Here is a 22388-nt window from a genome sequence, read left to right on the forward strand (position 1 = left end):
GGCTGAGGAGCGACATGTCGACGGCATGGTCGCGGCTGCGTCAGGAATGGCTGCAGCGTCTGGAATCCGACGAACGCTCGGCCGTTCTGGCCTGGGCGGCGTTTACCGTCACGTTCACCGGGCTGCGAGCGCTGACCCACTGGATCCACGCCGGTCACGGCCCGTCGGGTGGCGGGATAAAGCTGGGCAACAGGCATTTTCACCACTACAACATTGGGATTGCGTTGCTGTCGGCCGTCGGTGCGGTGGGCCTGCGTGGATCCGACAGACAGCGGCGCCACCCCGTTGCGGCGGTGGCGTTCGGGGCGGCCAACGCGATGATCGTCGACGAGCTGGCGTTGCTGCTCGACCTCGAGGACGTGTACTGGAAGGCCGACGGACGCCAAAGTGTCGACGCCGCCGTCGGTCTGATCGCTGCAGGCGCCACGGTCCTTGCGGGTATGCCGTTCTGGCCGTACGCGCGCCGCGCGCTGCGGCCCGGTGGCTAACCCGGTCTACACCTTGGCGATCGCCACCCGCACGCCGTCGCCGACGTCAGCGGCGTCCGCCCCCGGGTCGCCGAATTCGAAACGGGTGGCCAGGATTTCACGGGCGATCAGGTCGCGGTGCGCGTCTGCCCAGGCAGCCCGCTCGGCGGGCACCGACATCACCACGCTGATCCGGTCGGAGACGTCCAGGCCGGTCCACTTGCGCAGCTCCTGTAGCTCGCGGATGCGGTCCTTGGCCCAGCCTTCGGCCTCCAGCTCGGGTGTGACCGTGGCGTCGAGCACCACCAGCCCGGCGCCGTCGGGCAGTGCCGCGGTGTAGTCCGGGTCGGCGGCCACCAGCCGGGAGCTGTACTCGTCGGGCTGCAGCACCGCCGGCCCGGCGGTCAGCGTGCCGTCGTCGTTGACGACGCCCTCGCCGGCCTTGACCGCCTTGATGGCCGCCTGCACGTCCTTGCCCAGCCGTGGCCCCGCGACACGGGCGTTGACCGTCAGCTCGAAACGGCCGTAGCGGGCGATGTCCTCGGTCAACTCGACGCGCTTGACGTTGAGCTCGTCGGCGATCAAATCGGTGAACGGCTCCAGTCGCCGCGGATTCTCCACCGCCACAGTCAGTTTCGGCAGGGGCAGACGCACCCGAAGCTGCTTGGCCTTGCGCAGCGACGACGCCGCCGAGCACACCTCGCGCACCTGGTCCATTGCGTCCACCAGATCCGGGTCTGCGGGCACATCGCCGGGCTCGGGCCAGTCGGTCAGGTGCACCGAGCGCTCGCCGGTGACGCCGCGCCAGATGACCTCGGTGGTCAGCGGCAGCAGCGGCGCGGCCAGCCGGGCCGTCACCTCCAGCACGGTGTGCAGCGTGTCGATCGCGTCGGCGTCCTCTTCCCAGAACCGCTGCCGGGAGCGTCGCACGTACCAATTGGTCAGCGCCTCGGTGAATTGGCGCAGCTGCTCGCAGGCACCCGAGATGTCGCAGACGTCCATCTCGGCGGTGAGGTCCTCGCGCAGCGCCGCCAGCTTGGCCAGAATGTAGCGATCCAGCACATGCCGCGAATCCGTGCGCCAGGTACCGACTTTCGGCGCGTACAGCGCCAAAAAGCTGTAGGCGTTCGTCAACGGCAACATGACCTGGCGCACGCCTTCGCGGATGCCGGGTTCGGTGACGATCAGGTTTCCGCCCCGCAGGATCGGCGACGCCATCAAAAACCAGCGCATGGCGTCGGAGCCGTCGCGGTCGAACACCTCAGTCACGTCGGGGTAGTTGCGCAGCGACTTGCTCATCTTCTGCCCGTCGCTGCCGAGCACAATGCCATGTGCCACACAGGTTTTGAATGCCGGCCGGTCGAAGAGCGCAGTGGCCAGCACGTGCAGCGTGTAGAACCAGCCGCGGGTCTGCCCGATGTATTCGACGATGAAATCGCCGGGGTAATGGGTGTCGAACCAGTCACGGTTCTCGAACGGGTAGTGCACCTGCGCGTACGGCATCGACCCGGAGTCGAACCACACGTCGAAAACGTCGGGGATGCGCCGCATCGTCGAGCGGCCGGTGGGGTCGTCCGGGTTGGGCCGGGTGAGCTCGTCGATGTAGGGCCGGTGCAGATTGTCCGGGCGCACCCCGAAGTCGCGCGCCAGCTCGTCGAGGCTTCCGTAGACGTCGATCCGCGGATACGCCGGATCATCGGACATCCACACCGGAATCGGCGTGCCCCAGTAGCGGTTTCGCGAGATCGACCAGTCGCGCGCGTTGGCCAGCCACTTGCCGAACTGGCCGTCCTTGACGTGCTCGGGGTACCAGGTGATCTGCTGGTTGAGTTCGACCATGCGGTCCCGGAATTCGGTGACCCTGACGAACCACGACGACACCGCCCGGTAGATCAACGGGTTTCGGCAGCGCCAGCAGTGCGGGTAGGGGTGCTCGTAGGTTTCATGCCGCAGCAGCACCGCGCCGTTGGCCGCCGCGGGACCGGTGCCGTTCTTCAGATCGCGGATGATGTGCGGGTTGGCGTCGAAGACGTGCTGACCCTGATAGTCCGGGACCGTGGCGTCGAAGCGGCCCTTGGCGTCGACGGGCGTCACCGGCACGATGCCGGCCCGATCACCGGTGTCCTTGTCGTCTTCGCCGTAGGCCGGCGCCATGTGCACGATCCCGGTACCGTCCTCGGTCGTCACGAACTCGCCGGGGAGTACCGCAAAAGCGTTGGCCGAGTCCATGAAATACGGGAACGGCGGCAGATACCGCAGACCCAGCAAGTCGGCGCCGCGGTAGCGGCCCAGCACCTCGGGCTCGTCGCCGAGCTCGCGGGCGTAGGCGGCCAGCCGGGCCTCCGCCAACACATAACGCCGCTCCCCCGCCCGCACCTGCACGTAGGTGACGTCAGGATTGACAGCGACCGCCTGGTTGGACGGCAGGGTCCACGGCGTCGTCGTCCACACCAACAGATACGCGCCGGCCAATTCCCCTTCGGGCACAAGGAATCCGACCGTGATCGCCGGATCCTGGCGGCTCTGGTAGATGTCGTCGTCCATCCGCAGCTCGTGGTTGGACAGCGGGGTCTCGTCGCGCCAGCAATACGGCAGGACCCGGTAGCCCTCGTACGCCAAGCCCTTGTCCCACAACTGCTTGAACGCCCAGATCACCGACTCCATGTAAGGCAAATCGAGCGTCTTGTAGTCGTGTTCGAAGTCGACCCAGCGCGCCTGACGGGTGACATAGGCCTGCCACTCGTCGGTGTAGCGCAACACCGATTCGCGGCAGGCCTCGTTGAACGCGGCGATGCCCATCGCGTCGATCTGCGACTTGTCGGTGATGCCGAGTTGCCGCTCGACTTCGAGTTCGGCGGGCAGGCCGTGGGTGTCCCAGCCGAAGCGACGCTCCACCTTGTAGCCGCGCATCGTCCGGTACCGCGGCACGATGTCCTTGACGTAGCCGGTGAGCAGATGCCCGTAATGCGGCAGGCCGTTGGCGAACGGCGGCCCGTCGTAGAACACGTACTCGGGGGCGTCGGCGCGGCGGGCGATGCTGGCGCGGAAGGTGTGGTCGCGGCCCCAGTAGTCGAGAACCTCGAGTTCGGCCGCCGGAAAGTCGGGCGTCCCGCCGGCCAGCTTGGGGTAAGTCAAAGCGTCGTCTCCCTGTGCCACTGTTCTGGCCGGGGACGACGACCGCGCTGTAGCGCGAGCGCCGCGGTACCACCCCGCTTGCCACGCAGAGGCGTGGCCGCTCATTGCAGGCTGTGACGGGCCTACCCGTTCGGTTCTACTGAGCCTGACCGGCCGTTCTTCCGAAGGCTCCCCGGTGATGGCCGGATCGACGCCGCTGGGTCGATTCTACGGGCGGCGCGCAAATCGAGCCGGGCGAGCCCGCACCTCGTCGCCCGTGAGCGCGGCGCCACACCGGTCGCAGTGCAGGCGGTCCTCGGGATGCCCGCCGCACTCGTGGTGTTCAAGCGTCAGCGGCGGCCCGTCGGGTTCGCCGTAGTAGCGGTCGCCCCACAGCATCAGCTGGGTGAGCACCGGCAACAGTGCGCGGCCCTTCTCGGTGAGGTGGTACTCGAATCGCTCCGGCCGGCTCTGGTAGCGCCGTCGTTCCAGCACACCCTCGTCGACCAGGTGCGCCAGCCGCGCGGCAAGCATGCTGCGGGTGATGCCGGTGCCGGCGCACAACTCGTCGAACCGGTGCCGGCCGAGGAAGACGTCGCGGATGACGAGCACGGACCAGCGTTGCCCGATCACCTCGAGGGTGCGCGCGATCGAGCAGACCTGGTCGGGGTAGTCGCGGTCCAACATGATCAGTCCATGGTAACCGGGTCAGTTGTGTGATGCGACTGACCGCCGTAAGGTCAGTCGTATGACACGACCCGACGCTGGAGCCGCCACCCTCATCGCGAACGTTTCCGACACGGCCCGCTGGATCGCGGCCTATCGTGCCACCGAGTCCGCCCGCCCCGACGCGCTGTTCTGTGACCACCTCGCCGAGCGGCTCGCCGGCGAGCACGGCCACGCCATCGCCGCCGCGGCCCCGCCCGTTAGCTGGGCACTGGTGGCCCGCACCAAGCTGATCGACGATATCGTCGTCAAGGCCATCGCGGAGGGCTGCGACCGGGTGCTCAACGTGGCGGCCGGCCTCGACACCCGGCCGTACCGGCTGGACCTGCCAGCGGATTTGACCTGGATAGAAGCGGACCTGCCGGCGCTGCTGGCGGAGAAGGAGCAGTCGCTCGCCGACCAGACAGCGCGATGCCAACTGCGCCGCTGGGCGGTCGACATGGCCGACCCCGCGGCCCGCGACGCGTTCTTGACCGACGCGCTGGACGGTGCCCGCAAGGCGCTGGTCTTGACCGAGGGGCTGCTGATGTACCTGGAGCCCGGCGACGTCGCCGCCCTTGCGCAGGCGTTCAGGCGTCCTGAGATTGCCTGGTGGTTGCTCGAATTCTGGGGTGCGGGGCTGAAGAAATGGATGAGCAAGAAGACCAGAGGCATCATGGCCAACGCGCCGTTTCGATTCGGGCCGGACAACGGGCTGGCCTACTTCGAAGAGCTCGGCTGGAAACCCGTCGAGACCGAGCCGATTTTGCAGGCCGCGCACCGCTTCGGCAGGCTGCCGTTTCCGTATCGCTTCGCCGCGTACCTGCCCGCCCCTGACCCGCGCAACCCGGGAAACAAGCGCTGGAGTGCCGTCACTCGGCTGACGCCGTAGAGCCGTTCAGCCGAGCGCGGCCTTGGCGTCGGCGAGGTTGTCGGCGGCCAGCACCAGCCGGGTGTTGGTCGCGAGGTACACGGTCTCGAGGTTGACGTTCGCGGCACCCAACTTGTGGACGACCTCGGCGAGCCCGCCGGGACGGTCCTCCACGTCGAGCACGATCACCTCTTGCTCCTCGGCGATTTGGATCCCCGCGCCCTGCAGCGCTTCGAACGCGGGCGTCGCGTCCTGCACCAGGATGTGGATCTTGGCCTGTCCCCCGCCGCTGGTGACGGCGCACAGACCGGCGATGTTCACGCCTGCATCGCCCAGCACGTCGCCGACCCGGGCGAGCTCACCTGGGTCGTCGTCGACATACAGCGTCAGATCGGTCGCCATGGGCTAACGCTAGCTGTCGTTAAAGCCGCACGGAACCTGCGATTTCGTCCTTAGACTGCGGCTGTGGCATTCGATGCGTCGTTTGCTCGCGACGTGGTCCTGCCGCTGGCGACGGCGGCCTACACCGTGATGGACGGCGGTCCTGCCGTGCTGCCGTCGGGATTCACCCAAACCGCGCTGATTCAGGTGCAGGCCGCGGTGCTTGTCGCGATGACCGACCCGCATCCCGCCGTCAAGGCAATGACCAAGGACACCAACATCTTCGGGTTGATGGGCCACAGCACAGCCACGCGCACCGCGTTCGTGTCGTTTCGGGGCAGCTCCGATATTGCCGACTGGGTGGCCGACTTCGACGCGGTCCCCGAGGACTACCGTCCCCTCAGCGGGTTCGGGCAGGTGCACAGCGGCTTTCAGGAGGTCTACGAGCTTGTCCGCGCCAGCATCGCCGCGAACCTGGCGGCCGCGAGCAGCGGCTGCGACCAGATCCTCATCACCGGCCACAGCCTCGGCGCGGCGCTGGCCGCGCTCGCCGCGCCGGACATCTTCCGCGGGATGCCGCCCAACACGATCGAGCCGCGGCTCGTCACGTTCGCCGGTCCACGGGTCGGGCTCTCGGACTTCGCCGCCGCGTTCAACGCCGCCATCGAAAGTTGTTTCCGCGTAGTCAATTTCCTCGACATCGTGCCGCACGTCCCGCCGTCGCCCTACGTGCACGTCGGCACCGAAATCCTGGTCGACAGCGGCGGCCCGATCGACATCGGCTGGCGCCACAGCCTCGCCGCCTACAAAGACGGGCTATCCGCACTCATCGCGGCTCAGGCCTGACGCAGCCACCCCACGCCGGCCCGTGCACAGTCTTCCGCCAGCGTCAGCAACGCCCGAATACCTTGCATGCCAAGGTAACCCACGTCCGACAGATCCTGGACCAAGGCGTTGCCGTCGCACCGGTAGACGTAGGCACCGTCGGTGTCGGTCATCACCGCAACGCCGGGGCCCTGAAGGTGAGTTCTTGCCAGTGCGCCACCGCCGGCGACGGTATGGTCACCGACGTCGGAGGCGAGCAAAGAACACAATGTCGGCGTCTTATCGGTCATGCCAGACCCACCCCCAGCTGATGCATCCTCGAATCCCCGGGTACGCGGTACGCCGCGTACCCGGTAGAATAGAGGTACATCATGTCCCATGTAAAGGGTGGGCGCTCGGGTGAGCCGTTCAACTTCTGAGGCCGTCGACGGCCGGACGATCCGCTGGGCCGGGCAACGAGAACGGCGTCGCGCCGAATTCGTCGAGGCGGCACTGCACACCATCGCCGAATGCGGGCCCGCGACGTCCATCGAGCAGATCGCCGCGCAGGTAGGGGTCACCCGCACCAAGTTGTACCGCTACTTCGACGGCGCCGCCGACCTGCATCGCGAGGTGGCGCGCCGGGCGGCCGCGATGCTGATCACCGAGCTGGAACCGGTGTGGAAGCCCAGCGGCAGCCCGCTCGAGATGGTGTCGATCGGCGTCGGGGCGCACATCCGCTGGCTGACCACCCACACCAACCTGTATCTGTACCTGGCCTGACACCTGTTGACCGACGAGGCCGACGCCCCCGACGCGATCACCTACATCCGCGCCACCGTGGGTGCCCTGCTGGCCCAGCTGTTGGCCGACTATCTGAACGCCTTCGGAATTGACCCGCGGCCGGCCGAGCCGCTGGGGTTCGGGATCGTCGGCTTCGTCGATTCGGCCGCACGCCAATGGTTACAGCAGCGGGGTGCGTATTCGCAGGAGGAGCTGATCGGCCAGCTGGCCGAGTGGGTCTGGCTGCTGCTGGACACCACGCTGAAGGCCGGCGGAGTGCACCTCGACCCCCACGAGCCGCTGGCCAAGCCGGAGGAGATCGCCGCGGCCCGGGCATAAAAGCGCTCCCGGCACCGAGGTCGAATCTCGGCACCGGGAGCGACGGACTTTCAGGCGCTGACTTCCAGGATGCCCGCCCGCCACAGCGCGGCGTAGAGCTGCCGCAGCGGGACACAGAGCAGCCGGGCAGCCCCGTCGACCAGCGGGTCGCCGCCGAACGGGCGATCGGGCCGCCTGGAGGTCTGCTTCGACGCCGGCGCAGGCGCCGGCTTGGGGGCAGGAACTACCCGCAGCTTCGGCGTCGGCGTCGCGGTTACCACGTCGTCGTACAGTACAGCGGTCATGGTCGCCTCCTAGGCGGAAATCAAACGGGCACAACAGGATTCGTATGTCCCGTCCGAAACGGACCGTTAAGGCGAACGCTGGCTCAGAAAAGAGCGGCGTGTCGGAGGCCGGATCGGGACGAAACGAAGCCCGGATATCGGTCCGGACTGTCACTGGAACTCATGCGTCCCTCACCTCCTCACGGCACGTCACGCGCGGCGATCCGCGCTGGTTGCACGCAAGCAGGAGTACAGAACCCGAATAGATCGGGTAGCCGCACCCCACTCGTCAGAGCTTCGGCACTACACGGCGTATCCGGAACCCGGAAGCCACTTGGGCTCAACCCTTAAGCCGGGAGGAGCTGTCCTGACCCTGGGCGTCTCTCGACGTTCGGGGTCAGTGGCCTGTATCCGTGTAGACGCCTCGCCTAACGAGGTGCTTACGAAACCGATGATGCACGAAGAACTGGAACGGGTCAATTCACCACACCTGTGAATTCACTGAACGGCCGCTGGGGGTTTACCAGGGCTTATACCAGCTCGTAGTCGGTCAGCGCGGGCGACGCCATGACCTCCCGGAAGCGGGTGAAAGTCCACGGCCAGGCGACCGGGACGCCGCGATCGTCGAGGTACCAACTCCGGCAGCCGGTCACCCAGACAGTCTTCTTGGCGGCTTGCACACGCTGGGCCTCGAAGCGCGCGGTGGCGTGCCGGCTGGCGCTGATCTGTCGGCAGTCGCCGTCGCGCAGCAGCTCGATGAGTTGCAGCAGATACCCGAACTGCGCCTCCGCCACGTCGATCAGCGAGAAGTTGCCGACCGGTCCGTTGGGTCCGTTGAGCATGAACAGGTTGGGAAAATCCGGAATCGACACCGACAGGTAGGCGAACGGCCGCTGCCCCCACAGCTCGTCGAGGCGTATCCCGCCGCGGCCGATCACCTCGATCGGGCGCAGGAAGCGGTCGACCCGAAATCCGGTCGCCAGCACCAGCACGTCGAGCCGATGCAGTTGGCCGTCGACGGTGCGCACGCCGTCGGGCTCGACCCGCGCGATGGGCTCGGTGACCAGATGGGCGTTGGGCCGCTGGATGGCGTCGTAGAAGTTGGGCGAGATGATCAGGCGCTTGCAGCCGGCCCGATAGTCGGGCCGCAGCTTTTCGCGTAGCGCCGGGTCGGCGACGTTGTCCTCGAGGTTGGCGCGCGCCACCTCCTGCAGCTGATGCAGCGCGGCCGAATCGGCGTCGACGACGGCGTTGGCGAAGTTCTGGATGAAACCGCTGTTGAGTTCGTCGCGCAGCGCGGGCAGCAGCGTCGGGTCGGCCCGGTAGCGGGCCCGCTCGGCGTCGTCGATCGGCGGGTTCTGCACGGGCAGCACCCACTGCGGGGTGCGCTGGAACAGCCGCAGTTCGCCGACGAGATCGGTGACCGCGCCGACGATTTGCACCGCCGACGAGCCCGTGCCGATCACGCCCAGCCGAGTACCCGCCAGCGGCACCCGGTGGTCCCAGCGGGCGCTGTGAAAGGTTCGGCCGCTGAACTCGTCGAGCCCCTCGATGTCGGGGTAGCGCGGGTGGTGCAGCACGCCGGTGGCGGCGATGACGACGTCGGCCTCGTCGTGTTCGCCGCTGGACGTCGTTACCTGCCAACGCTTTCCGTCATAGTCGAGGCGGCGGACCTCGGTGCCGTAGCGGATGAGGTTGTCGACGCCGTGGCGGCGTGCGACGTCGTGGAAGTAGGCCAGGATTTCCGGTCCGGGCGCGAACACATGGCTCCAGTCGGGATTCGGCGCGAACGTGTAGCTGTACAGGTGGGCCGGGACGTCGCAGGCGATGCCCGGATAGGTGTTCTCCCGCCAGGTGCCGCCGAGGCGGTCGGCCTTCTCGTAGACGACGACGTCGGTGAACCCCGCCTCGCGCAGCTTGATGGCGGAGAGGATCCCGGCCATCCCGGCGCCGACGACGACGAAGCGCACGGTCAGCGCGGGCGCAGCCCGTCGAGGACAAGGGAGACAACGAAATCCGCGACTTCGGCGGCGGTGACGCCGTCGTCGGTGGACAGCCGCCGGTGCGCCAGTTGACCGATCAGCGCGGCCAGCGTGTAGGCCACCATCCGCGGCGGCGCGGCCACCACCTCGCCGCGCTGCTGGGCGGTGACGATGAAGGTTTCGATGTCATCGATGAACCGTTCGTAGATGCCGCCGAGATGTTTTTCGAAGCGGTCACCGAGCGCGTAGGCGTCGCGGAACAGCAGCTTGACCGTCGCCCTGTCGGCTTCGAAGAACTCCAGCGTGGCCTGCACGGCGGTGCGAAACGGCTCCGCACCGTCGACCGGCGCCGCCACCGCGGACGCCACGTGCGCGCGCAACGCCTGTTCCTCGACGGCCATCAGCGCGTGGAACAACTCGTCTTTGGAGTCGAAGTACCAGTACACCGACCCGTACGCGAGTCCGGCCTCCTTGGCGATGTCGGCGATCGTGGTCGCGTGAAAACCCTTGCGGGCGAAGACTTTCTTGGCCGCGGCCATGATCTCGTCGCGCCGGGCCGACTTGTCCTCGTCGCTGACCGCGCGGCGCCGGCGAGTGCGGGTGCCGGCCGGGCTCACCGGTCGACCAACTCGTCGAGGCGCGCGACGGCGTCGATGAATTCCGACACCATGTCGAGCACCACCGACCGCGCCGGCCGCACCTTGTCCAGCGAGCCGACGACCTGACCGACGAAATAGGTCGCCAGCTCGCGGGCCTTCGCGTCGGGCTGGGTGGCGGCCTGGTTGATCCGCAGCTGCGGCTCCGCGACCAGCGCGCTTTGCAACGGCATGCCAAGGGGCGCAGGGCTTTCCGGCCGCTCCCACTCTTCGGTCCACGCCGTGCGCAGCATCCGGGCGGGCTTGCCGGTCAGCGACCGCGAACGCACGGTGTCCGACGACGACGCGGCCAGGAACTTGTCCTTGACCACCGGCGGCGTCTCGGCCTCCTCGGTGGTCAGCCACACCGACCCGCACCACACCCCTTCGGCACCCAGCGCCAACGCGGCGGCGATCTGGCGCCCGCGCGCGATCCCGCCGGCGGCCAACACAGGCGTCGGCGCAACGGCGTCCACGACTTCGGGCACCAGCACCATCGTCGCCACCTCGCCGGTATGGCCACCGGCCTCGGTGCCCTGCGCGACGATCAGGTCGACCCCGGCGGCCGCGTGCCGCCGGGCGTGCTCGGTGGTGCCGGCCAGCGCGGCCACCAGCACGTCGTTGTCGTGGGCGCGGGTGACCAGATCGGGCGGCGGCGGTCCGAGCGCGCTGGCGATCAACCGGATGTCGTGGTCGAAGGCGACGTCGAGCAGCGGCTGGTAGCCCTTGGGCGACACGTTGAGCCCCGCGGTCGGCGGCAAAGACCCTGTCGCACCGTGAATTCCGTAACGGTCCAGCAGCTCGTCGAGAAACGCGCGGTGTTCCTCGGGAAGCAGTGCCCGCACCTGCTGGGCGTCGATGCCGCCCGATTCGGCGCCGACGTATTTCGGCGGCAGCAGCAGGTCGACGCCATAGGGCTTGCCGCCCGTCTGTTCTTCGATCCACGACAGCTCGGTGTCCAGCCGCTGCGGGCTGTGCGCGACGGCGCCGAGGACGCCGAAGCCGCCGGCATTGGTCACCGCGGCCACCACGTCGCGGCAGTGGCTGAACGCGCAGATCGGGAACTCCACGCCGAGCAGTTCGGCGACCCTGGTTCGCACGGCGATGACGCTACCGAGTTATTGATTGACGTGTCAATCACACGTAGGGTGCGGGTCATGGCAGACCCGTTGACCGAGGAGCAGCAGCACAAGCGCCGCCTCGCGGTGCGGGATCTGATGCCGACGACGCCGTTCCTGGCCGGGTTGGGCATCGTGTTCGACCGCTACGAGCCCGACGACGTCACCGTCCGGCTGCCGTTCCGCGAAGACCTCACCAACGACGGCGTCTACTTTCACGGCGGGGTGATCGCGTCGGTGATGGACACCGCCGGCGCGGCCGCCGCCTGGTCCAACCACGACTTCGACAAGGGCATGCGGGCCTCCACAGTCGCGATGAGCATCCAGTACACCGGCGCGGCCAAACAGTGCGATCTGCTGTGCCATGCCCGCACCACACGGCGGCGCAAAGAGCTCACGTTCACCGAGATCACCGCCACCGACACCGACGGCAACGTCGTCGCGCATGCCGTGCAGACGTATCGGATCGTCTAACTCCGCCGAATGTGCGGTTGTGTCACGCTTTTTCGACGAACGCGTCCCTTAACCCCACACTCGGCGCGTCTAGGGCGCTTGGCCGTCGGGCGGCCAGCTGGCGACACCGTCCTCCAACGGGACCTGCAGGCTGCGCAGGATCGAGGCGACCATTCGCCACGCGCCGACCGCGGTGACCAGTTCGATCAGCACCGCCCGGTCGGCGCCGAGCTCGCGTTCGCACGCCGCCCAGCTCTGGGCGCCCACCGCGCCGTCGCGCACGACGTCGTCGGTGGCGGCCAGCACCGCCCGCTCCGCGGCGCCAAATCCCTTGTAAGACTGCCAATCCCGCACGCCCAGCAGATCGTCGGCGGATACCCCGAGGCCCTGCGCAACGCGCCAGTGCTGCGTCCACTCGTATTCGGAAGCGGTGAGCCAACCGATCCGCATGATCACCAGCTCGCGTAGCCGCGAGTCGAGCGCGCCGTGCCACAGCATGGTGGCCAGCAGATCGTTGAGCCCACGCGCCAGGCTCGGGTGGTTCAGCAGCACCCGGAAGATGTTGAGCTCGGCCATGTAATTGGGCACGCCCGCTTCGTCGGCGGCGGCCATGGCCTCGTCGACGGGCAGCAGGGGGACGCGAGGTTGGGTCATGGGATCAGCACTCCGTGGACGGGCGGGACAGCGTCGCGCTCGCCTGCCATCGTGGCGAGCAGGTCTTCGGCGTCGTCGAGGCCCACACAGCGGCGCGGCAGGCTCGCGAACGGGTAGCGGCCGGACGCCAGCAGATCAAGCGCCGCCCGGTAGGCAGTCACGTCGACGCCGAGTGCCCCCAGCACCCGCAACTCCTTGACCACCAGCGTGTCGGGTGAAAAGCCCGGGGCCCCAACGCCGAATCCGCGAGTACCGGCGACGACGACAGTTCCGGCGGGGCGGGCGAGCGCGATCGCTTGTGCGAATGCCGTGGGCGCCCGCGCCGTGACGTCGACGACGACATCGGCGAGCGCGCCGGTGGCTTGCATCAGCGCATGCACCGGATCGTCGACCGCGACGTCGACGGCCAGATCGGCACCGAACTTCGGCGCCAGCGCCAACCTTTCCGCATCGCGCGGGCCGCGACCGGTCACCATCACGAAACCGGCGCCGGCCTCTTTGGCGGCCGCCGCCGCGCACAGCCCCCGGATGCCCGGGCCCAGCACGGCCACCACGTCGTCTGGTTTTGTCCCGGGAACCGTTGTGGCCCAGCGTATCCCGGCGCCCAGCGGGTTGAACAACGTGGCGACCACCGGCTCGAGGCCGGTCGGCACCGGCAGCACCATCGAGTCCGGGGCCAGATATTGGTATTCGGCATAGCCGCCCCACAGTCCGGGCTCACGGTCGACGGGAATGAACCCGTACATGTCGGCCAGTCCGTGCTTTTCGCAACGCCGATACTCCCCCGCCAGGCACGCCGGGCACTGCCGGCAGGACTGGAATACCTCGACGGCCACCAGATCGCCCACGGCCACTCCCCAGCGTTGCGCCGCTCGCGGCCCGATCGCCTCGACGGTCCCGACCGTCTCGTGACCGGGAACGAACGCAAACCCGCCAGACAGCACGCCGCTGTACTGCTCGTGGTCGGTGCCGCACAGCCCGCAGGCGGCGACCCGGATCAGCGCGTCGTCATCGCCAAGCGCCGGGACCGAAAGCTCCCGCGCGTTCAGGAGCCGCGGCGCTTCCAGTACCAACGCCCGCGCCACCGCTTGCGACATACCGGCACACTAAAGACTTGTTGACTGATGCGTCAATCAAACACCGGATAGGTCCGCATCTGTTTGTCATTGACGAATTCGCGTGACGGGCCGGGCGTTACCATGACCTGGACGTCTGCATCGCGGGTTGCGCAACCGCGACGGCTGCGAGGAGGGATTCCCGGCAATGTTGAACGAGACCGCGTAGAGCTCCCCCGATGGCTCTCGGCGTTCTCATCCTCGTCACGCTGTGCTCCATCTCGTGGAGTCTGTGGATCCGGCGGGTGACCTGGCACTGCCGGTGGGAGGTGGCCGCCACCCTCAACATCGCGCTGCAGGGATGCGCAGTGGTGCTCATGTCCCCGCCGGTATCGGCGACGGTCGGGGTTGCCCTGCACGACCTCACCGGCAAATGGAACCTCGAGGACTACCTCGGGCATGACTGCTACATCGTCGCGGCGTCGGCCATCGTGTACAACGCGCTGGGCCGGCTCGCCGACGACGACACTTTGCAGGCGTCGTTCAAGCAGTTCGTCGAACGACCGGCCACGCTGTGTATCCCGTTGCTGCTGGCCACCTTTTCAATCGGCAACGGCAGCAAGGTGTACCGGCCGGACTTCTTCGCGGTGCCCACCGACTTTTGGCTGAGCACGTACTGGCTGCTGTTGTGCGGGACGCTCGCGTACCTGCTCGGCTACGGCATGCGGGCACTGCTGGTGCTGCGCAAAGACCCTCGATCACGACGCATCGCCAATGTGTATCTGGTGGCTTCGGCGTGCGGGATCATGGCCTGCGTGGTGCGGATCGCCACCGCAGTGATCCCGCCGCTGCAAGGTCCGTCGGGTGTGGGCCTGGTGTGGCTGTTTGCGTGTGCCTGCGGGGCGGTGTTCGCGTTGGCCTCGGCCCATGCCTGGCGACAAAAGGCCAAGTGGTTCCAGCGCCCGGTGGTGCGCCGATAAGTTCGCCGTCTTACAGCGGCGGCGCGTCCGGCCGCGGCCTCATTTCGGACACCCTTTTCCGCGTCTTGGCGGGACTCTTCACGTCGGTGGCCACCGACGCAGTCTGCGCCCGGTGGTCTCCGCGAAGTTCTGCCGCCAGCGACAAGACTTCCTCCGGCTCAATCAACCGGTAGCGGGCCAGCAGCTCGGCCCGGTTGACTCCGAGGTTGCCCGCCGCCTTCCGCAGGTTGTCCGCGGTGATCAGGGTCCCCTTGTCCAGCTGGTCGTAGTAGGTGGAGCGGGGCAGCTCCATCGCTGTCCACAGCTCCTCTTTGCTCAGCGATCGGCCGGCCATGTACGAGAGCACTGTGGCCAGATCTTTACCCGTGTCGTCGGGGAGCATGGCCGGATCATAGCCGATTCTACGGAGTTAAACCGGCGGTGAACCACGGACCCCTTCCCGCAGGGGACGCGCGGGTCGGGAGTGGTTGTCCCACAGGTCGACTCCCACGCCGGGCGCCTGTAACGCACACGCTGGTAGCCTCGATAAAAGACGTAACCGTTCGTTTGATGCCGTCGAATCTCGACGGCGCATTACTGGGAAGGTGTCCACATGGTCACACTGTCGTTGAGCAGACTTGCCACCGTGGTCGGGGGTGTGGCGTTGTCCTTGGCCGCCGCGGCCGGTGTCGCATCCGCAGATCCGCTGGACCCGGCCGTGAACACCACGTGCACCTACCCGCAAGTGGTGTCGGCGCTCAATGCGCAGGACCCGGCAGCCGCGGCGCAGTTCAACTCGTCGCCGATCGCGCAGTCCGCATTGCGGCGATTCCTCGCCTCACCCCCGCCGCAGCGTCAGCAGATGATCCAGCAGTTGCAGGGCTCACCTCAGGCTCAGCAGTACCTGGGAACCATCGCGCAGGTCGCCTCCACCTGTAACAACTACTGAGCCGGTCGACACGGCCTCAACAGGCGCCCGCCTGGCGTCGGTGCTGGTTAGTGTTCACAGCACCGACGGACAAAGGAGGCGCCGTGAGCAACCACACCTACCGGGTGATCGAGATCGTCGGAACGTCGACCGACAGTGTCGATACGGCGATTCGCAATGGATTGGCCCGCGCAGCGCAGACCACTCGCAACCTTGACTGGTTCGAGGTGGAATCGGTGCGCGGCCACTTGGAAAAGGGCAGCGTCGCCCATTTTCAGGTGACGATGAAAGTCGGTTTCCGGCTGGAGGATGCCTAGCCCGCAACGGCTCCCGACTCGGGGAACGGCGCCCCGAAATCGGTGACTCGTTCGAACCCGTGCCTGCGGGCCCGGGCGGCGCCCCGCCGCAGCAAGGTGCCCGTGGCGACGAATCCGGCGTGGTCCACGAGCACAAACGGCGACAGCAAGCGGTTGTGCACGAACGCGAACGCCAATCCGCTTGCCGGATCGGCCCATCCGATCGAGCCGCCCAGTCCGGCGTGGCCAAATCCGGGCATCACGTTGAAAGGCACGCTGTGATAGCCCAAATGGAATGACAACGGCATCCCGATATTGCGGTCCAGCCGCAGACTGTGCCGGCCGGTCAGCCCGGCGACCAATTCGCGGGACAAGAATTGCGTGCCGTCGATCTCGCCGCCGTTGGCGATCGCGCCGTACATCTTCGCCAGGGCCCGCGCCGTCGCCACCCCGTTCACGGCGGGAAGCTCACCGTCGAGCAACGGAATATCGCCCTGCACAACGGCTCTTGCGCCGGGGAAATACATGGCGCCCATTCCAGGGGACAGCTCCAGCGCGGCGAGCCTGGGGGCGACGGCGTTGAACAGCGGGTTGGGGATGGTGCTTTGCGGCATGATGATCTGCGCGGGCCGAGTCGGCGCGTCGGCCGGGGGCCGGCCCAGATGCAGGCCGTCGGTGTCCAGCGGCTCCGCCAACTCCTCGCGGAAAAGTTGCCGCATGCCCTTGCCGGTGACGGCCCGGGCCAGGCCCGACATCAACCACCCATAGGTCAGCGCATGGTAGGCGGGTTTGCCGAGCAGCTTTCCGGCGGGTGCCGCCGCTAGCCGCGATTCCATCAGTTCGTGATCCAGCAAGTCTTCCTTGGTGGCGCCGTGCAACGCGGAAAGCCCGGCCCGGTGTCGCATGACTTGGCGCACGGTGATTTCCGATTTGCCGTTGGCGGCGAACTCGGGCCAGTACTCGGCAACCGGCGCCTCGTAGTCGATCAGACCTCGGTCGGCCAGCCGGTGGATGACGGTGGATGCCATGCCCTTCGTCGCCGAGAACACCATCGGGGCGGTATCCGCCGACCACGGCACACGACCGCGCCGGTCAGACCATCCGGTCCAGACGTCGACGACGGGTTCGCCGTCGAGATACACCGCCAGTGCACCGCCGCCGAATCGACGCCCGGGAAACATGCTGGCAAAGCTGCGGACTGCGCAGGCAAAGTGTGGATCGGCCGCGCCGCGGACGCCGTTCGGTAGTATCGACCGCCGGTTGCCCACGACTTCGAGCCTCATATCATCGAATGTAGCGACCTCGTCCGCAAACAACTTTGAAGTTATCCTTCCGTTAGCCTGATGCAACCTTAAGTATTTGCTGAGCGGCCATCGCCGGCGTCAATTCCCCCTCGATCACCTGCCGCTCCACCTCGGCGCGGATCTTGCGCACCGCCGGGTTGGACAGCACCCGCTCGAGCACCGTGTCGCGGACCATCTGCCAGGTCCAGTCGACCTGCTGGGCGCGCCTGCGCTTTTCGAATTCACCGGCGTCGGTCAGCACCTGACGATGACGTTCGACGGTGTCCCACAGTTCGTCCAAACCCGTTCCCTCTAAGGCACTCATCGTGAGAACCGGTGGCCGCCAAAGCGTCTCGCGGGGGTAGATCAACCTGATCGCACCGGACAGCTCGCGGGCGGCCGATCGCGCCTCGGGCAGATGGTCGCCGTCGGCCTTGTTGACCACGACAATGTCGGCGAGCTCGAGCACGCCCTTTTTGATGCCCTGCAACTGATCTCCGGTGCGCGCCAGGGTCAAAAAGACAAAAGTGTCGACCATATGCGCAACCGCGACCTCGGACTGGCCGACGCCGACGGTCTCGACGAGGATCACGTCGAATCCGGCGGCCTCCAGCAGCACGATGGTTTCCCTCGTCGCTTTGGCCACCCCGCCCAACGTCCCCGACGTCGGCGAGGGACGGATGTAGGCGTCGGGATGCACTGCGAGCCGCGGCATCCGGGTTTTGTCGCCGAGGATCGATCCACCGGTGCGGGTCGACGACGGGTCCACGGCCAGCACCGCCAACCGGTGGCCGCGCTCGATCAGATACATGCCGAGCGCCTCGATCGCGGTGGACTTGCCCACCCCGGGAACCCCGGTAATGCCGACGTGATGGGCGTTTCCGGCGTCGGGCATCAGCGCCAGCAGCAACTGCTGGGCTTGCTCTCGGTGATCGGCACGGGTGGACTCCACCAGCGTGATGGCCCGCGGCAGTGCGGCGCGGTCGCCGCTGCGGACAGCAGCCGCGAGTTCGTCGACGCTGTCGCCGTTCTCGGTGGTCATGTAGCTAGAGGGTGTACCCCAACCGCTCGGCAAGCTTGTGCAGCAAGCCGATTGCGGCGTCGGCGATAACTGTTCCCGGCGGGAAGATCGCGGTGGCCCCGGCGGCATAGAGCTCGTCGAAGTCCCCGGGCGGGATGACGCCGCCGACCACGATCATGATGTCGGGCCGGCCCACCTCGGCCAGCGCGTCGCGAAGCGCGGGCACCAACGTCAGGTGACCGGCGGCCAGCGAGGACACCCCCACCACGTGCACGTCGTTGTCGGCGGCCTGCCGGGCCACCTCTTCGGGGGTGGAGAACAGCGACCCGACGTCGACGTCGAATCCGATGTCGGCGAACGCCGTCGCGATCACCTTCTGCCCGCGGTCGTGCCCGTCTTGCCCCATCTTGGCCACCAGGATTCGCGGCCGCCGCCCGTCGGCCTCGGCGAACTTCTCGACGAGTTCGGTGGCTTTAGAAAGGGGGGTGATGCTTCCTCCTCCTCCCGCTTCGTCACGATAAACCCCGGCGATAGTGCGGATCTCGGCTTGATGGCGTCCGTACACCTTTTCCAGCGCGTCGGAGATTTCGCCGACGGTGGCCTTGGCCCGGGCGGCGTTGATGGCCAACGCCAACAGGTTGTTGCCCAGCCCGTCCTCGCCGGCGGTGCCGTGCGCGGCGGCAGCGCGGCTCAGCTCGGCCAGCGCACGGTCGACGGCGTCCTGGTCGCGATTTGCCCGCAGCTCTTGGAGTTTGGCCAGCTGCTCGGCGCGCACCCGGCTGTTTTCGACCTTGAGCACCTCGATCTCGTGGTCCTCGTCGACCTGGTACTTGTTGACGCCGATCACCGGCTGGCGCCCGGAGTCGATGCGGGCCTGGGTGCGCGCCGCGGCCTCCTCGATACGCAGCTTGGGAATCCCGTCGTCGATCGCTTGGGCCATCCCGCCGTGCTCACCGACCTCGGCGATGTGGGCGCGAGCCCGTTGCGCGAGTTGGTGGGTCAGCCACTCGACGTAATACGAGCCGGCCCACGGGTCGATCGGCCGGGTGGTGCCCGACTCCTGCTGCAGCACCAGCTGGGTGTTGCGGGCGATGCGCGCGGAGAAGTCGGTGGGCAGGGCCAGTGCTTCGTCGAGCGCGTTGGTGTGCAGCGACTGGGTGTGGCCCTGGGTGGCGGCCATCGCCTCGATGCAGGTGCGTGCCACGTTGTTGAAGACGTCCTGCGCAGTCAGCGACCACCCAGATGTCTGCGAATGTGTGCGCAGGGACAGCGATTTCGGGTTCTTCGGGTGGAACTGGCTGACCAGCTCGCTCCACAGCAGCCGGCCCGCGCGCAGCTTGGCAACCTCCATGAAGAAGTTCATCCCGATGCCCCAGAAGAACGACAGCCGGGGCGCGAACTTGTCGATGTCCAGCCCGGCGTCCAGGCCGGCCTTGATGTAGTCCACCCCGTCGGCCAGCGTGTAGGCCAACTCCAAATCGGCTGTGGCGCCGGCCTCCTGGATGTGGTAGCCGGAGATCGAGATCGAGTTGAACTTGGGCATCTTCGCGCTGGTGTAGCCGAAGATGTCGGAGATGATGCGCATCGACGGCTTGGGCGGATAGATGTAGGTGTTGCGCACCATGAACTCTTTGAGGATGTCGTTCTGGATGGTGCCGGCCAGTTTCTCCGGCGGCACCCCCTGCTCCTCGGCGGCCACCACATACAGGGCCAGGATCGGCAGCACCGCGCCGTTCATGGTCATCGACACGCTGACGCTCGACAGGTCGATCCCGTCGAATAGTTGCCGCATGTCCAGGATGGAATCGATTGCCACACCGGCCATTCCGACGTCGCCCTGCACCCGGGGGTGATCGGAGTCGTAGCCGCGGTGAGTGGCCAGGTCGAAGGCTACCGACAGACCTTTCTGACCGGCGGCCAGGTTGCGCCGATAAAAGGCGTTGGATTCGGCGGCGGTGGAGAAGCCGGCGTATTGGCGGATGGTCCACGGCTGGTTGACGTACATCGTCGGGTACGGCCCGCGGATGAACGGCGGCTCACCGGGGAAGCTGTCCAGCGGGTAGCCCTCGGCGACCACGGCCTCACGGTCGGCGCCGATGTAGAGGGGTTTGACGACAATGCCTTCCGGCGTGTGCCAGTCGAGCTGGTCCGGGGTGTACCCGTGCGCCGACGCGGCGGCGGCGACATGCTTTTCGACGGCGGCTTCGGTGGCGGGCTCGGCGGCGCGCTTGCCGTGCAGCGGGACATCGGCGAAGCTGCCGACAGCGGACATACTCGCAGTCATCGTGGTCAGGCTCCCAACCGGGTCAGTAGAGTCGACAACGCTTCTACTGCATTGATTTTCGCGGTCAGATACTCGTCGGGGCGGTGTGTCGCGCTTTCCACGGCCTTCTCCGGCCCGGCCAGGTAGATCCGTTCTACCCCGGCATTGCGGGCCGCCTCGACGACGTCGGCGGCCTCCGCGGCGTAGCGCTTGTCGGTCCCGCAGATGACGGCGATAGTGGGTGCTCCGGCGTCCGAAACGGCTTGTGCGACACCGTTGGCGTCGACCGGGCCGGGGTTGACGGCCTCGATGCCACCGGACGCCAGCAGGTTGGCGGCGAACGTGGCCCGGACGTTGTGCTCGGCCAGGGGGCCCAGCGGTAGCAGCAGAACCTGCGGGCGCGCGCCGGTGCGGTCCAGGAAGGCGTCCGAGCGGTCTCGCAGCGCTTCGAAGCCTGCGGCGTAGCGTTTGATGGCCGACGACGAATCCGCCTGCGGCAGCGGAGGTTCACCGAGGTTGGGGTATTCGTTGACGCCGGTGATAGCGGTGCGGCGGTGCGCGATGTCGTCGCTGCGCCGCGCGGCGACCTCGGCGATCTGCTCGGTCACGTAGTCGCGGGCATCGACGAATCCGCCGCGGGCCTCGATGGCCTGGAAATGCTGCCAGGCCTGCTGGGCCAGCTGTTCGGTGAGGTCTTCGACAAACCAGGATCCACCCGCGGGGTCGAGCACCCGGCCGATGTGCGACTCCTCCAGCAGCAACAGCTGCGTGTTGCGGGCGATGCGACGCGAGAAGCTCGTCGACATGCCCGGGAACCCACCCGGGATTGCCACGTCGAACGGCAGCACCAGCACGGTGTCGGCACCGCCCACGCCTGCGGCGAAGGCGGCGAGCGTGGTGCGCAGCATGTTCACCCACGGATCCCGCTGGGTCATCATCGGCAGCGAGGTCTCGGCGTGGATGGTGGCCGCACCTGCGGCTGGTTCGCCGACGACTTCGGCGATCCGCGCCCATAGTTGCCGCGCGGCCCGCAGCTTGGCGATCGTCATGAACTGGTCGTCGTCGGCGGCGAACCGGAAACCGATTTGGCGCAACGCTTTCTCGACCGCCAGGCCCGACTGGTCGAGAAGCCGCAGATACGAGACCGCGGCCGCGATGCTGCCGGCAAGCTCCCACGCCGCGTTGGCGCCCAGGTTGTGAAAGGTGGGGCCGTCCACGGTGATCGCCCGAACGCCTTGCATATCAGCCACTTTGGTGGCGATTGCGGTCACGTCGTCGAGTGACGGGCCGTTGGCTGCGCTGAGCGGCGCGGTCAGCGGGTCGGCGCCCAGGTCGACAGACAGCGTCGCGCTGTTGTCCAGCCGGGTGAGCAGCTTGAGCAGGATGTCGGCGGCCGCGCCGTAGTCGGCGCCAGCGTCGACGATGATCGGCACGAGGTCGAGGTACACCCCGGCCAGCAGCTGCTCGAGCCGCGCCGGCGACTGGCGGACCCGCAGCACCAGGGCGCTCGCCCCGTTGTTCAGCGCGGCCAGTACCGCCGCGTTGTCGTCGGCGCCGTTGCCAGGGAACGCCTCGGCGACCTTCCAGCCGGAGTTGACGTCGCGCAGCGCGTCGGCGCCGCGGACGAACGGCCACTCGCCGGGCAGCGGCGGTTCGGGCAGGGCGTCGAACGCGGTGTAGAGCGCCCGGATGGCGAAGCCCTCGTAGGTCGGGGTGTCCAGCAGCCGCTCCGGTTCGGGGCCGAGCTCGTCGACGTCGCGTCGTGTGCTCTTGGCCAGCACGCCGGCCACCGCCTCGCGCCAGCGGGCCCGGCCCTGCCCCAGGTCGGCGGGCTCGGCGGACACATCAACAGACACCGGCGTCTCCTGTTGTTCGCAGCAAGCGGCAGCCCCCTGGTTGGGACTCGCACTCGCTAACCAGGCTAATTGATGGGCCTCGGCGCCCTGGAGCCGGTGGGGAAACGCCAAGTGCGCGCAACGGGTTGTTCACCGACGGCCACGTAAGCTTGGGTCTC

At 67.6% G+C, this 22388-nt stretch carries 24 protein-coding genes and 1 riboswitch; of the genes, 9 read left to right on the top strand and 15 right to left on the bottom strand.

The annotated features are described in order from the left end of the window. The first annotated feature begins 14 nt into the window (after window positions 1-14). Window positions 15-488, top strand: a complete 474-nt coding sequence (locus tag AWC14_RS26480; protein ID WP_045379355.1) for a hypothetical protein — start codon at window positions 15-17, stop codon at window positions 486-488. Window positions 489-494: 6 nt separating this feature from the next. Here AWC14_RS26480 and ileS read toward each other — a convergent pair whose 3' ends face one another. Then, window positions 495-3707, bottom strand: a complete 3213-nt coding sequence (ileS, locus tag AWC14_RS26485; RefSeq protein WP_082632539.1) for an isoleucine--tRNA ligase — start codon at window positions 3705-3707, stop codon at window positions 495-497. Between the two features lie 102 nt (window positions 3708-3809). Next, a complete protein-coding gene (locus AWC14_RS26490; protein WP_045379358.1) occupies window positions 3810-4268 on the bottom strand; it encodes a winged helix-turn-helix transcriptional regulator in 459 nt (152 codons plus the stop codon). A 61-nt stretch (window positions 4269-4329) separates the two neighbouring features. Here AWC14_RS26490 and AWC14_RS26495 point away from each other — a divergent pair, with 61 nt between their 5' ends. Beyond that, a complete protein-coding gene (locus AWC14_RS26495) occupies window positions 4330-5178 on the top strand; it encodes a class I SAM-dependent methyltransferase (RefSeq protein ID WP_045379361.1) in 849 nt (282 codons plus the stop codon). Window positions 5179-5184: 6 nt separating this feature from the next. Here the strand turns inward: AWC14_RS26495 and AWC14_RS26500 are convergent, their stop codons facing one another. Further along, entirely contained in the window at window positions 5185-5559 is a 375-nt protein-coding gene (locus AWC14_RS26500; protein WP_045379364.1) for an amino acid-binding protein, read from the bottom strand. 63 nt (window positions 5560-5622) lie between these two features. Here AWC14_RS26500 and AWC14_RS26505 point away from each other — a divergent pair, with 63 nt between their 5' ends. Next, window positions 5623-6384, top strand: coding sequence for a lipase family protein (locus AWC14_RS26505; RefSeq protein WP_045379367.1), 762 nt, complete (start codon window positions 5623-5625; stop codon window positions 6382-6384). On the opposite strand, the gene AWC14_RS26510 is transcribed toward AWC14_RS26505, so the two are convergent. Then, window positions 6375-6653 carry an STAS domain-containing protein gene (locus AWC14_RS26510; protein WP_045379369.1) on the bottom strand — a complete coding sequence of 93 codons (279 nt, stop codon included), beginning with the start codon at window positions 6651-6653 and terminating at the stop codon, window positions 6375-6377. The two genes, AWC14_RS26505 and AWC14_RS26510, sit on opposite strands and share 10 nt — an antisense overlap. A gap of 109 nt (window positions 6654-6762) precedes the next feature. Here AWC14_RS26510 and AWC14_RS29875 point away from each other — a divergent pair, with 109 nt between their 5' ends. Continuing rightward, window positions 6763-7125 (top strand): TetR/AcrR family transcriptional regulator, encoded by a 363-nt coding sequence (locus AWC14_RS29875; RefSeq protein WP_249026347.1) that lies wholly within the window; start codon window positions 6763-6765, stop codon window positions 7123-7125. Between the two features lie 6 nt (window positions 7126-7131). Continuing rightward, the gene (locus AWC14_RS29880) at window positions 7132-7464 is read left to right on the top strand and encodes a hypothetical protein (protein ID WP_249026348.1); all 333 of its coding nucleotides are present in this window, start codon (window positions 7132-7134) and stop codon (window positions 7462-7464) included. Between the two features lie 50 nt (window positions 7465-7514). Here AWC14_RS29880 and AWC14_RS26520 read toward each other — a convergent pair whose 3' ends face one another. From AWC14_RS26520 to AWC14_RS26535, 4 genes are all read right to left on the bottom strand, one after another. Next, window positions 7515-7748 carry an Rv1535 family protein gene (locus AWC14_RS26520; RefSeq protein ID WP_045379373.1) on the bottom strand — a complete coding sequence of 78 codons (234 nt, stop codon included), beginning with the start codon at window positions 7746-7748 and terminating at the stop codon, window positions 7515-7517. Window positions 7749-8001: 253 nt separating this feature from the next. Next, window positions 8002-8170: riboswitch (M-box (ykoK) riboswitch) on the bottom strand. 87 nt (window positions 8171-8257) lie between these two features. Continuing rightward, complete coding sequence (locus AWC14_RS26525; protein WP_235215917.1) at window positions 8258-9697, bottom strand: flavin-containing monooxygenase; 1440 nt, start codon at window positions 9695-9697, stop codon at window positions 8258-8260. Window positions 9698-9699: 2 nt separating this feature from the next. Next, window positions 9700-10326 (bottom strand): TetR/AcrR family transcriptional regulator, encoded by a 627-nt coding sequence (locus AWC14_RS26530; RefSeq protein WP_045379378.1) that lies wholly within the window; start codon window positions 10324-10326, stop codon window positions 9700-9702. Then, window positions 10323-11444 carry a nitronate monooxygenase gene (locus AWC14_RS26535; RefSeq protein WP_057003359.1) on the bottom strand — a complete coding sequence of 374 codons (1122 nt, stop codon included), beginning with the start codon at window positions 11442-11444 and terminating at the stop codon, window positions 10323-10325. The genes AWC14_RS26530 and AWC14_RS26535 overlap by 4 nt, the downstream gene beginning before the upstream one ends. A gap of 57 nt (window positions 11445-11501) precedes the next feature. On the opposite strand from AWC14_RS26535, the gene AWC14_RS26540 reads away from it, so the two are divergent. Continuing rightward, window positions 11502-11936 (top strand): PaaI family thioesterase, encoded by a 435-nt coding sequence (locus AWC14_RS26540; protein WP_045379381.1) that lies wholly within the window; start codon window positions 11502-11504, stop codon window positions 11934-11936. Between the two features lie 69 nt (window positions 11937-12005). Here the strand turns inward: AWC14_RS26540 and AWC14_RS26545 are convergent, their stop codons facing one another. Then, entirely contained in the window at window positions 12006-12569 is a 564-nt protein-coding gene (locus tag AWC14_RS26545) for a carboxymuconolactone decarboxylase family protein (RefSeq protein ID WP_057003358.1), read from the bottom strand. Continuing rightward, entirely contained in the window at window positions 12566-13666 is a 1101-nt protein-coding gene (locus tag AWC14_RS26550; RefSeq protein ID WP_045379384.1) for a zinc-dependent alcohol dehydrogenase, read from the bottom strand. Before AWC14_RS26550 ends, AWC14_RS26545 begins: the two co-directional genes overlap by 4 nt. Before the next feature lie 197 nt (window positions 13667-13863). On the opposite strand from AWC14_RS26550, the gene AWC14_RS26555 reads away from it, so the two are divergent. Further along, window positions 13864-14604, top strand: coding sequence for a hypothetical protein (locus AWC14_RS26555; RefSeq protein WP_045375315.1), 741 nt, complete (start codon window positions 13864-13866; stop codon window positions 14602-14604). Window positions 14605-14614: 10 nt separating this feature from the next. On the opposite strand, the gene AWC14_RS26560 is transcribed toward AWC14_RS26555, so the two are convergent. Beyond that, window positions 14615-14986 carry a hypothetical protein gene (locus tag AWC14_RS26560; protein ID WP_045375317.1) on the bottom strand — a complete coding sequence of 124 codons (372 nt, stop codon included), beginning with the start codon at window positions 14984-14986 and terminating at the stop codon, window positions 14615-14617. A 210-nt stretch (window positions 14987-15196) separates the two neighbouring features. Between AWC14_RS26560 and AWC14_RS26565 the strand changes: the two genes are divergently transcribed. Both AWC14_RS26565 and AWC14_RS26570 read left to right on the top strand, forming a co-directional pair. After that, on the top strand, window positions 15197-15532 hold the full coding sequence (locus tag AWC14_RS26565) for a hemophore-related protein (RefSeq protein WP_045375319.1): 336 nt from the start codon (window positions 15197-15199) through the stop codon (window positions 15530-15532). Between the two features lie 83 nt (window positions 15533-15615). Beyond that, the gene (locus tag AWC14_RS26570; RefSeq protein ID WP_045375394.1) at window positions 15616-15828 is read left to right on the top strand and encodes a dodecin; all 213 of its coding nucleotides are present in this window, start codon (window positions 15616-15618) and stop codon (window positions 15826-15828) included. Here AWC14_RS26570 and lipL read toward each other — a convergent pair. From lipL to mutA, 4 genes are read right to left on the bottom strand one after another with little or no spacing between them, the layout of a single operon-like run. Then, window positions 15825-17090: an esterase/beta-lactamase LipL gene (gene lipL / locus AWC14_RS26575; protein ID WP_045375321.1), complete on the bottom strand. Its 1266-nt coding sequence runs from the start codon at window positions 17088-17090 to the stop codon at window positions 15825-15827. The genes AWC14_RS26570 and lipL overlap by 4 nt on opposite strands. A 52-nt stretch (window positions 17091-17142) precedes the next feature. Next, window positions 17143-18132 (bottom strand): methylmalonyl Co-A mutase-associated GTPase MeaB, encoded by a 990-nt coding sequence (gene meaB / locus AWC14_RS26580; protein WP_045375323.1) that lies wholly within the window; start codon window positions 18130-18132, stop codon window positions 17143-17145. Window positions 18133-18136: 4 nt separating this feature from the next. Beyond that, complete coding sequence (gene scpA, locus AWC14_RS26585; protein WP_045375325.1) at window positions 18137-20395, bottom strand: methylmalonyl-CoA mutase; 2259 nt, start codon at window positions 20393-20395, stop codon at window positions 18137-18139. Window positions 20396-20400: 5 nt separating this feature from the next. Next, window positions 20401-22230, bottom strand: coding sequence for a methylmalonyl-CoA mutase small subunit (gene mutA, locus AWC14_RS26590; protein WP_045375326.1), 1830 nt, complete (start codon window positions 22228-22230; stop codon window positions 20401-20403). Between the last annotated feature and the right edge of the window lie 158 nt (window positions 22231-22388).

It is taken from the genome of Mycobacterium kyorinense (assembly GCF_002101735.1).
Lineage (GTDB): Bacteria > Actinomycetota > Actinomycetes > Mycobacteriales > Mycobacteriaceae > Mycobacterium > Mycobacterium kyorinense.

Bases quoted from the DNA above. Each gene is read 5' to 3' on its own strand.
- AWC14_RS26480 (WP_045379355.1), top strand. From the start codon at position 15: ATGTCGACGGCATGGTCGCGGCTGCGTCAGGAATGGCTGCAGCGTCTG.
- ileS (WP_082632539.1), bottom strand. From the start codon at position 3,707: ATGAGCGGCCACGCCTCTGCGTGGCAAGCGGGGTGGTACCGCGGCGCT.
- AWC14_RS26490 (WP_045379358.1), bottom strand. From the start codon at position 4,268: ATGTTGGACCGCGACTACCCCGACCAGGTCTGCTCGATCGCGCGCACC.
- AWC14_RS26495 (WP_045379361.1), top strand. From the start codon at position 4,330: ATGACACGACCCGACGCTGGAGCCGCCACCCTCATCGCGAACGTTTCC.
- AWC14_RS26500 (WP_045379364.1), bottom strand. From the start codon at position 5,559: ATGGCGACCGATCTGACGCTGTATGTCGACGACGACCCAGGTGAGCTC.
- AWC14_RS26510 (WP_045379369.1), bottom strand. From the start codon at position 6,653: ATGACCGATAAGACGCCGACATTGTGTTCTTTGCTCGCCTCCGACGTC.
- AWC14_RS26520 (WP_045379373.1), bottom strand. From the start codon at position 7,748: ATGACCGCTGTACTGTACGACGACGTGGTAACCGCGACGCCGACGCCG.
- AWC14_RS26540 (WP_045379381.1), top strand. From the start codon at position 11,502: ATGGCAGACCCGTTGACCGAGGAGCAGCAGCACAAGCGCCGCCTCGCG.
- AWC14_RS26545 (WP_057003358.1), bottom strand. From the start codon at position 12,569: ATGACCCAACCTCGCGTCCCCCTGCTGCCCGTCGACGAGGCCATGGCC.
- AWC14_RS26550 (WP_045379384.1), bottom strand. From the start codon at position 13,666: ATGTCGCAAGCGGTGGCGCGGGCGTTGGTACTGGAAGCGCCGCGGCTC.
- AWC14_RS26555 (WP_045375315.1), top strand. From the start codon at position 13,864: ATGGCTCTCGGCGTTCTCATCCTCGTCACGCTGTGCTCCATCTCGTGG.
- AWC14_RS26560 (WP_045375317.1), bottom strand. From the start codon at position 14,986: ATGCTCCCCGACGACACGGGTAAAGATCTGGCCACAGTGCTCTCGTAC.
- AWC14_RS26565 (WP_045375319.1), top strand. From the start codon at position 15,197: ATGGTCACACTGTCGTTGAGCAGACTTGCCACCGTGGTCGGGGGTGTG.
- lipL (WP_045375321.1), bottom strand. From the start codon at position 17,090: ATGAGGCTCGAAGTCGTGGGCAACCGGCGGTCGATACTACCGAACGGC.
- meaB (WP_045375323.1), bottom strand. From the start codon at position 18,132: ATGACCACCGAGAACGGCGACAGCGTCGACGAACTCGCGGCTGCTGTC.
- scpA (WP_045375325.1), bottom strand. From the start codon at position 20,395: ATGACTGCGAGTATGTCCGCTGTCGGCAGCTTCGCCGATGTCCCGCTG.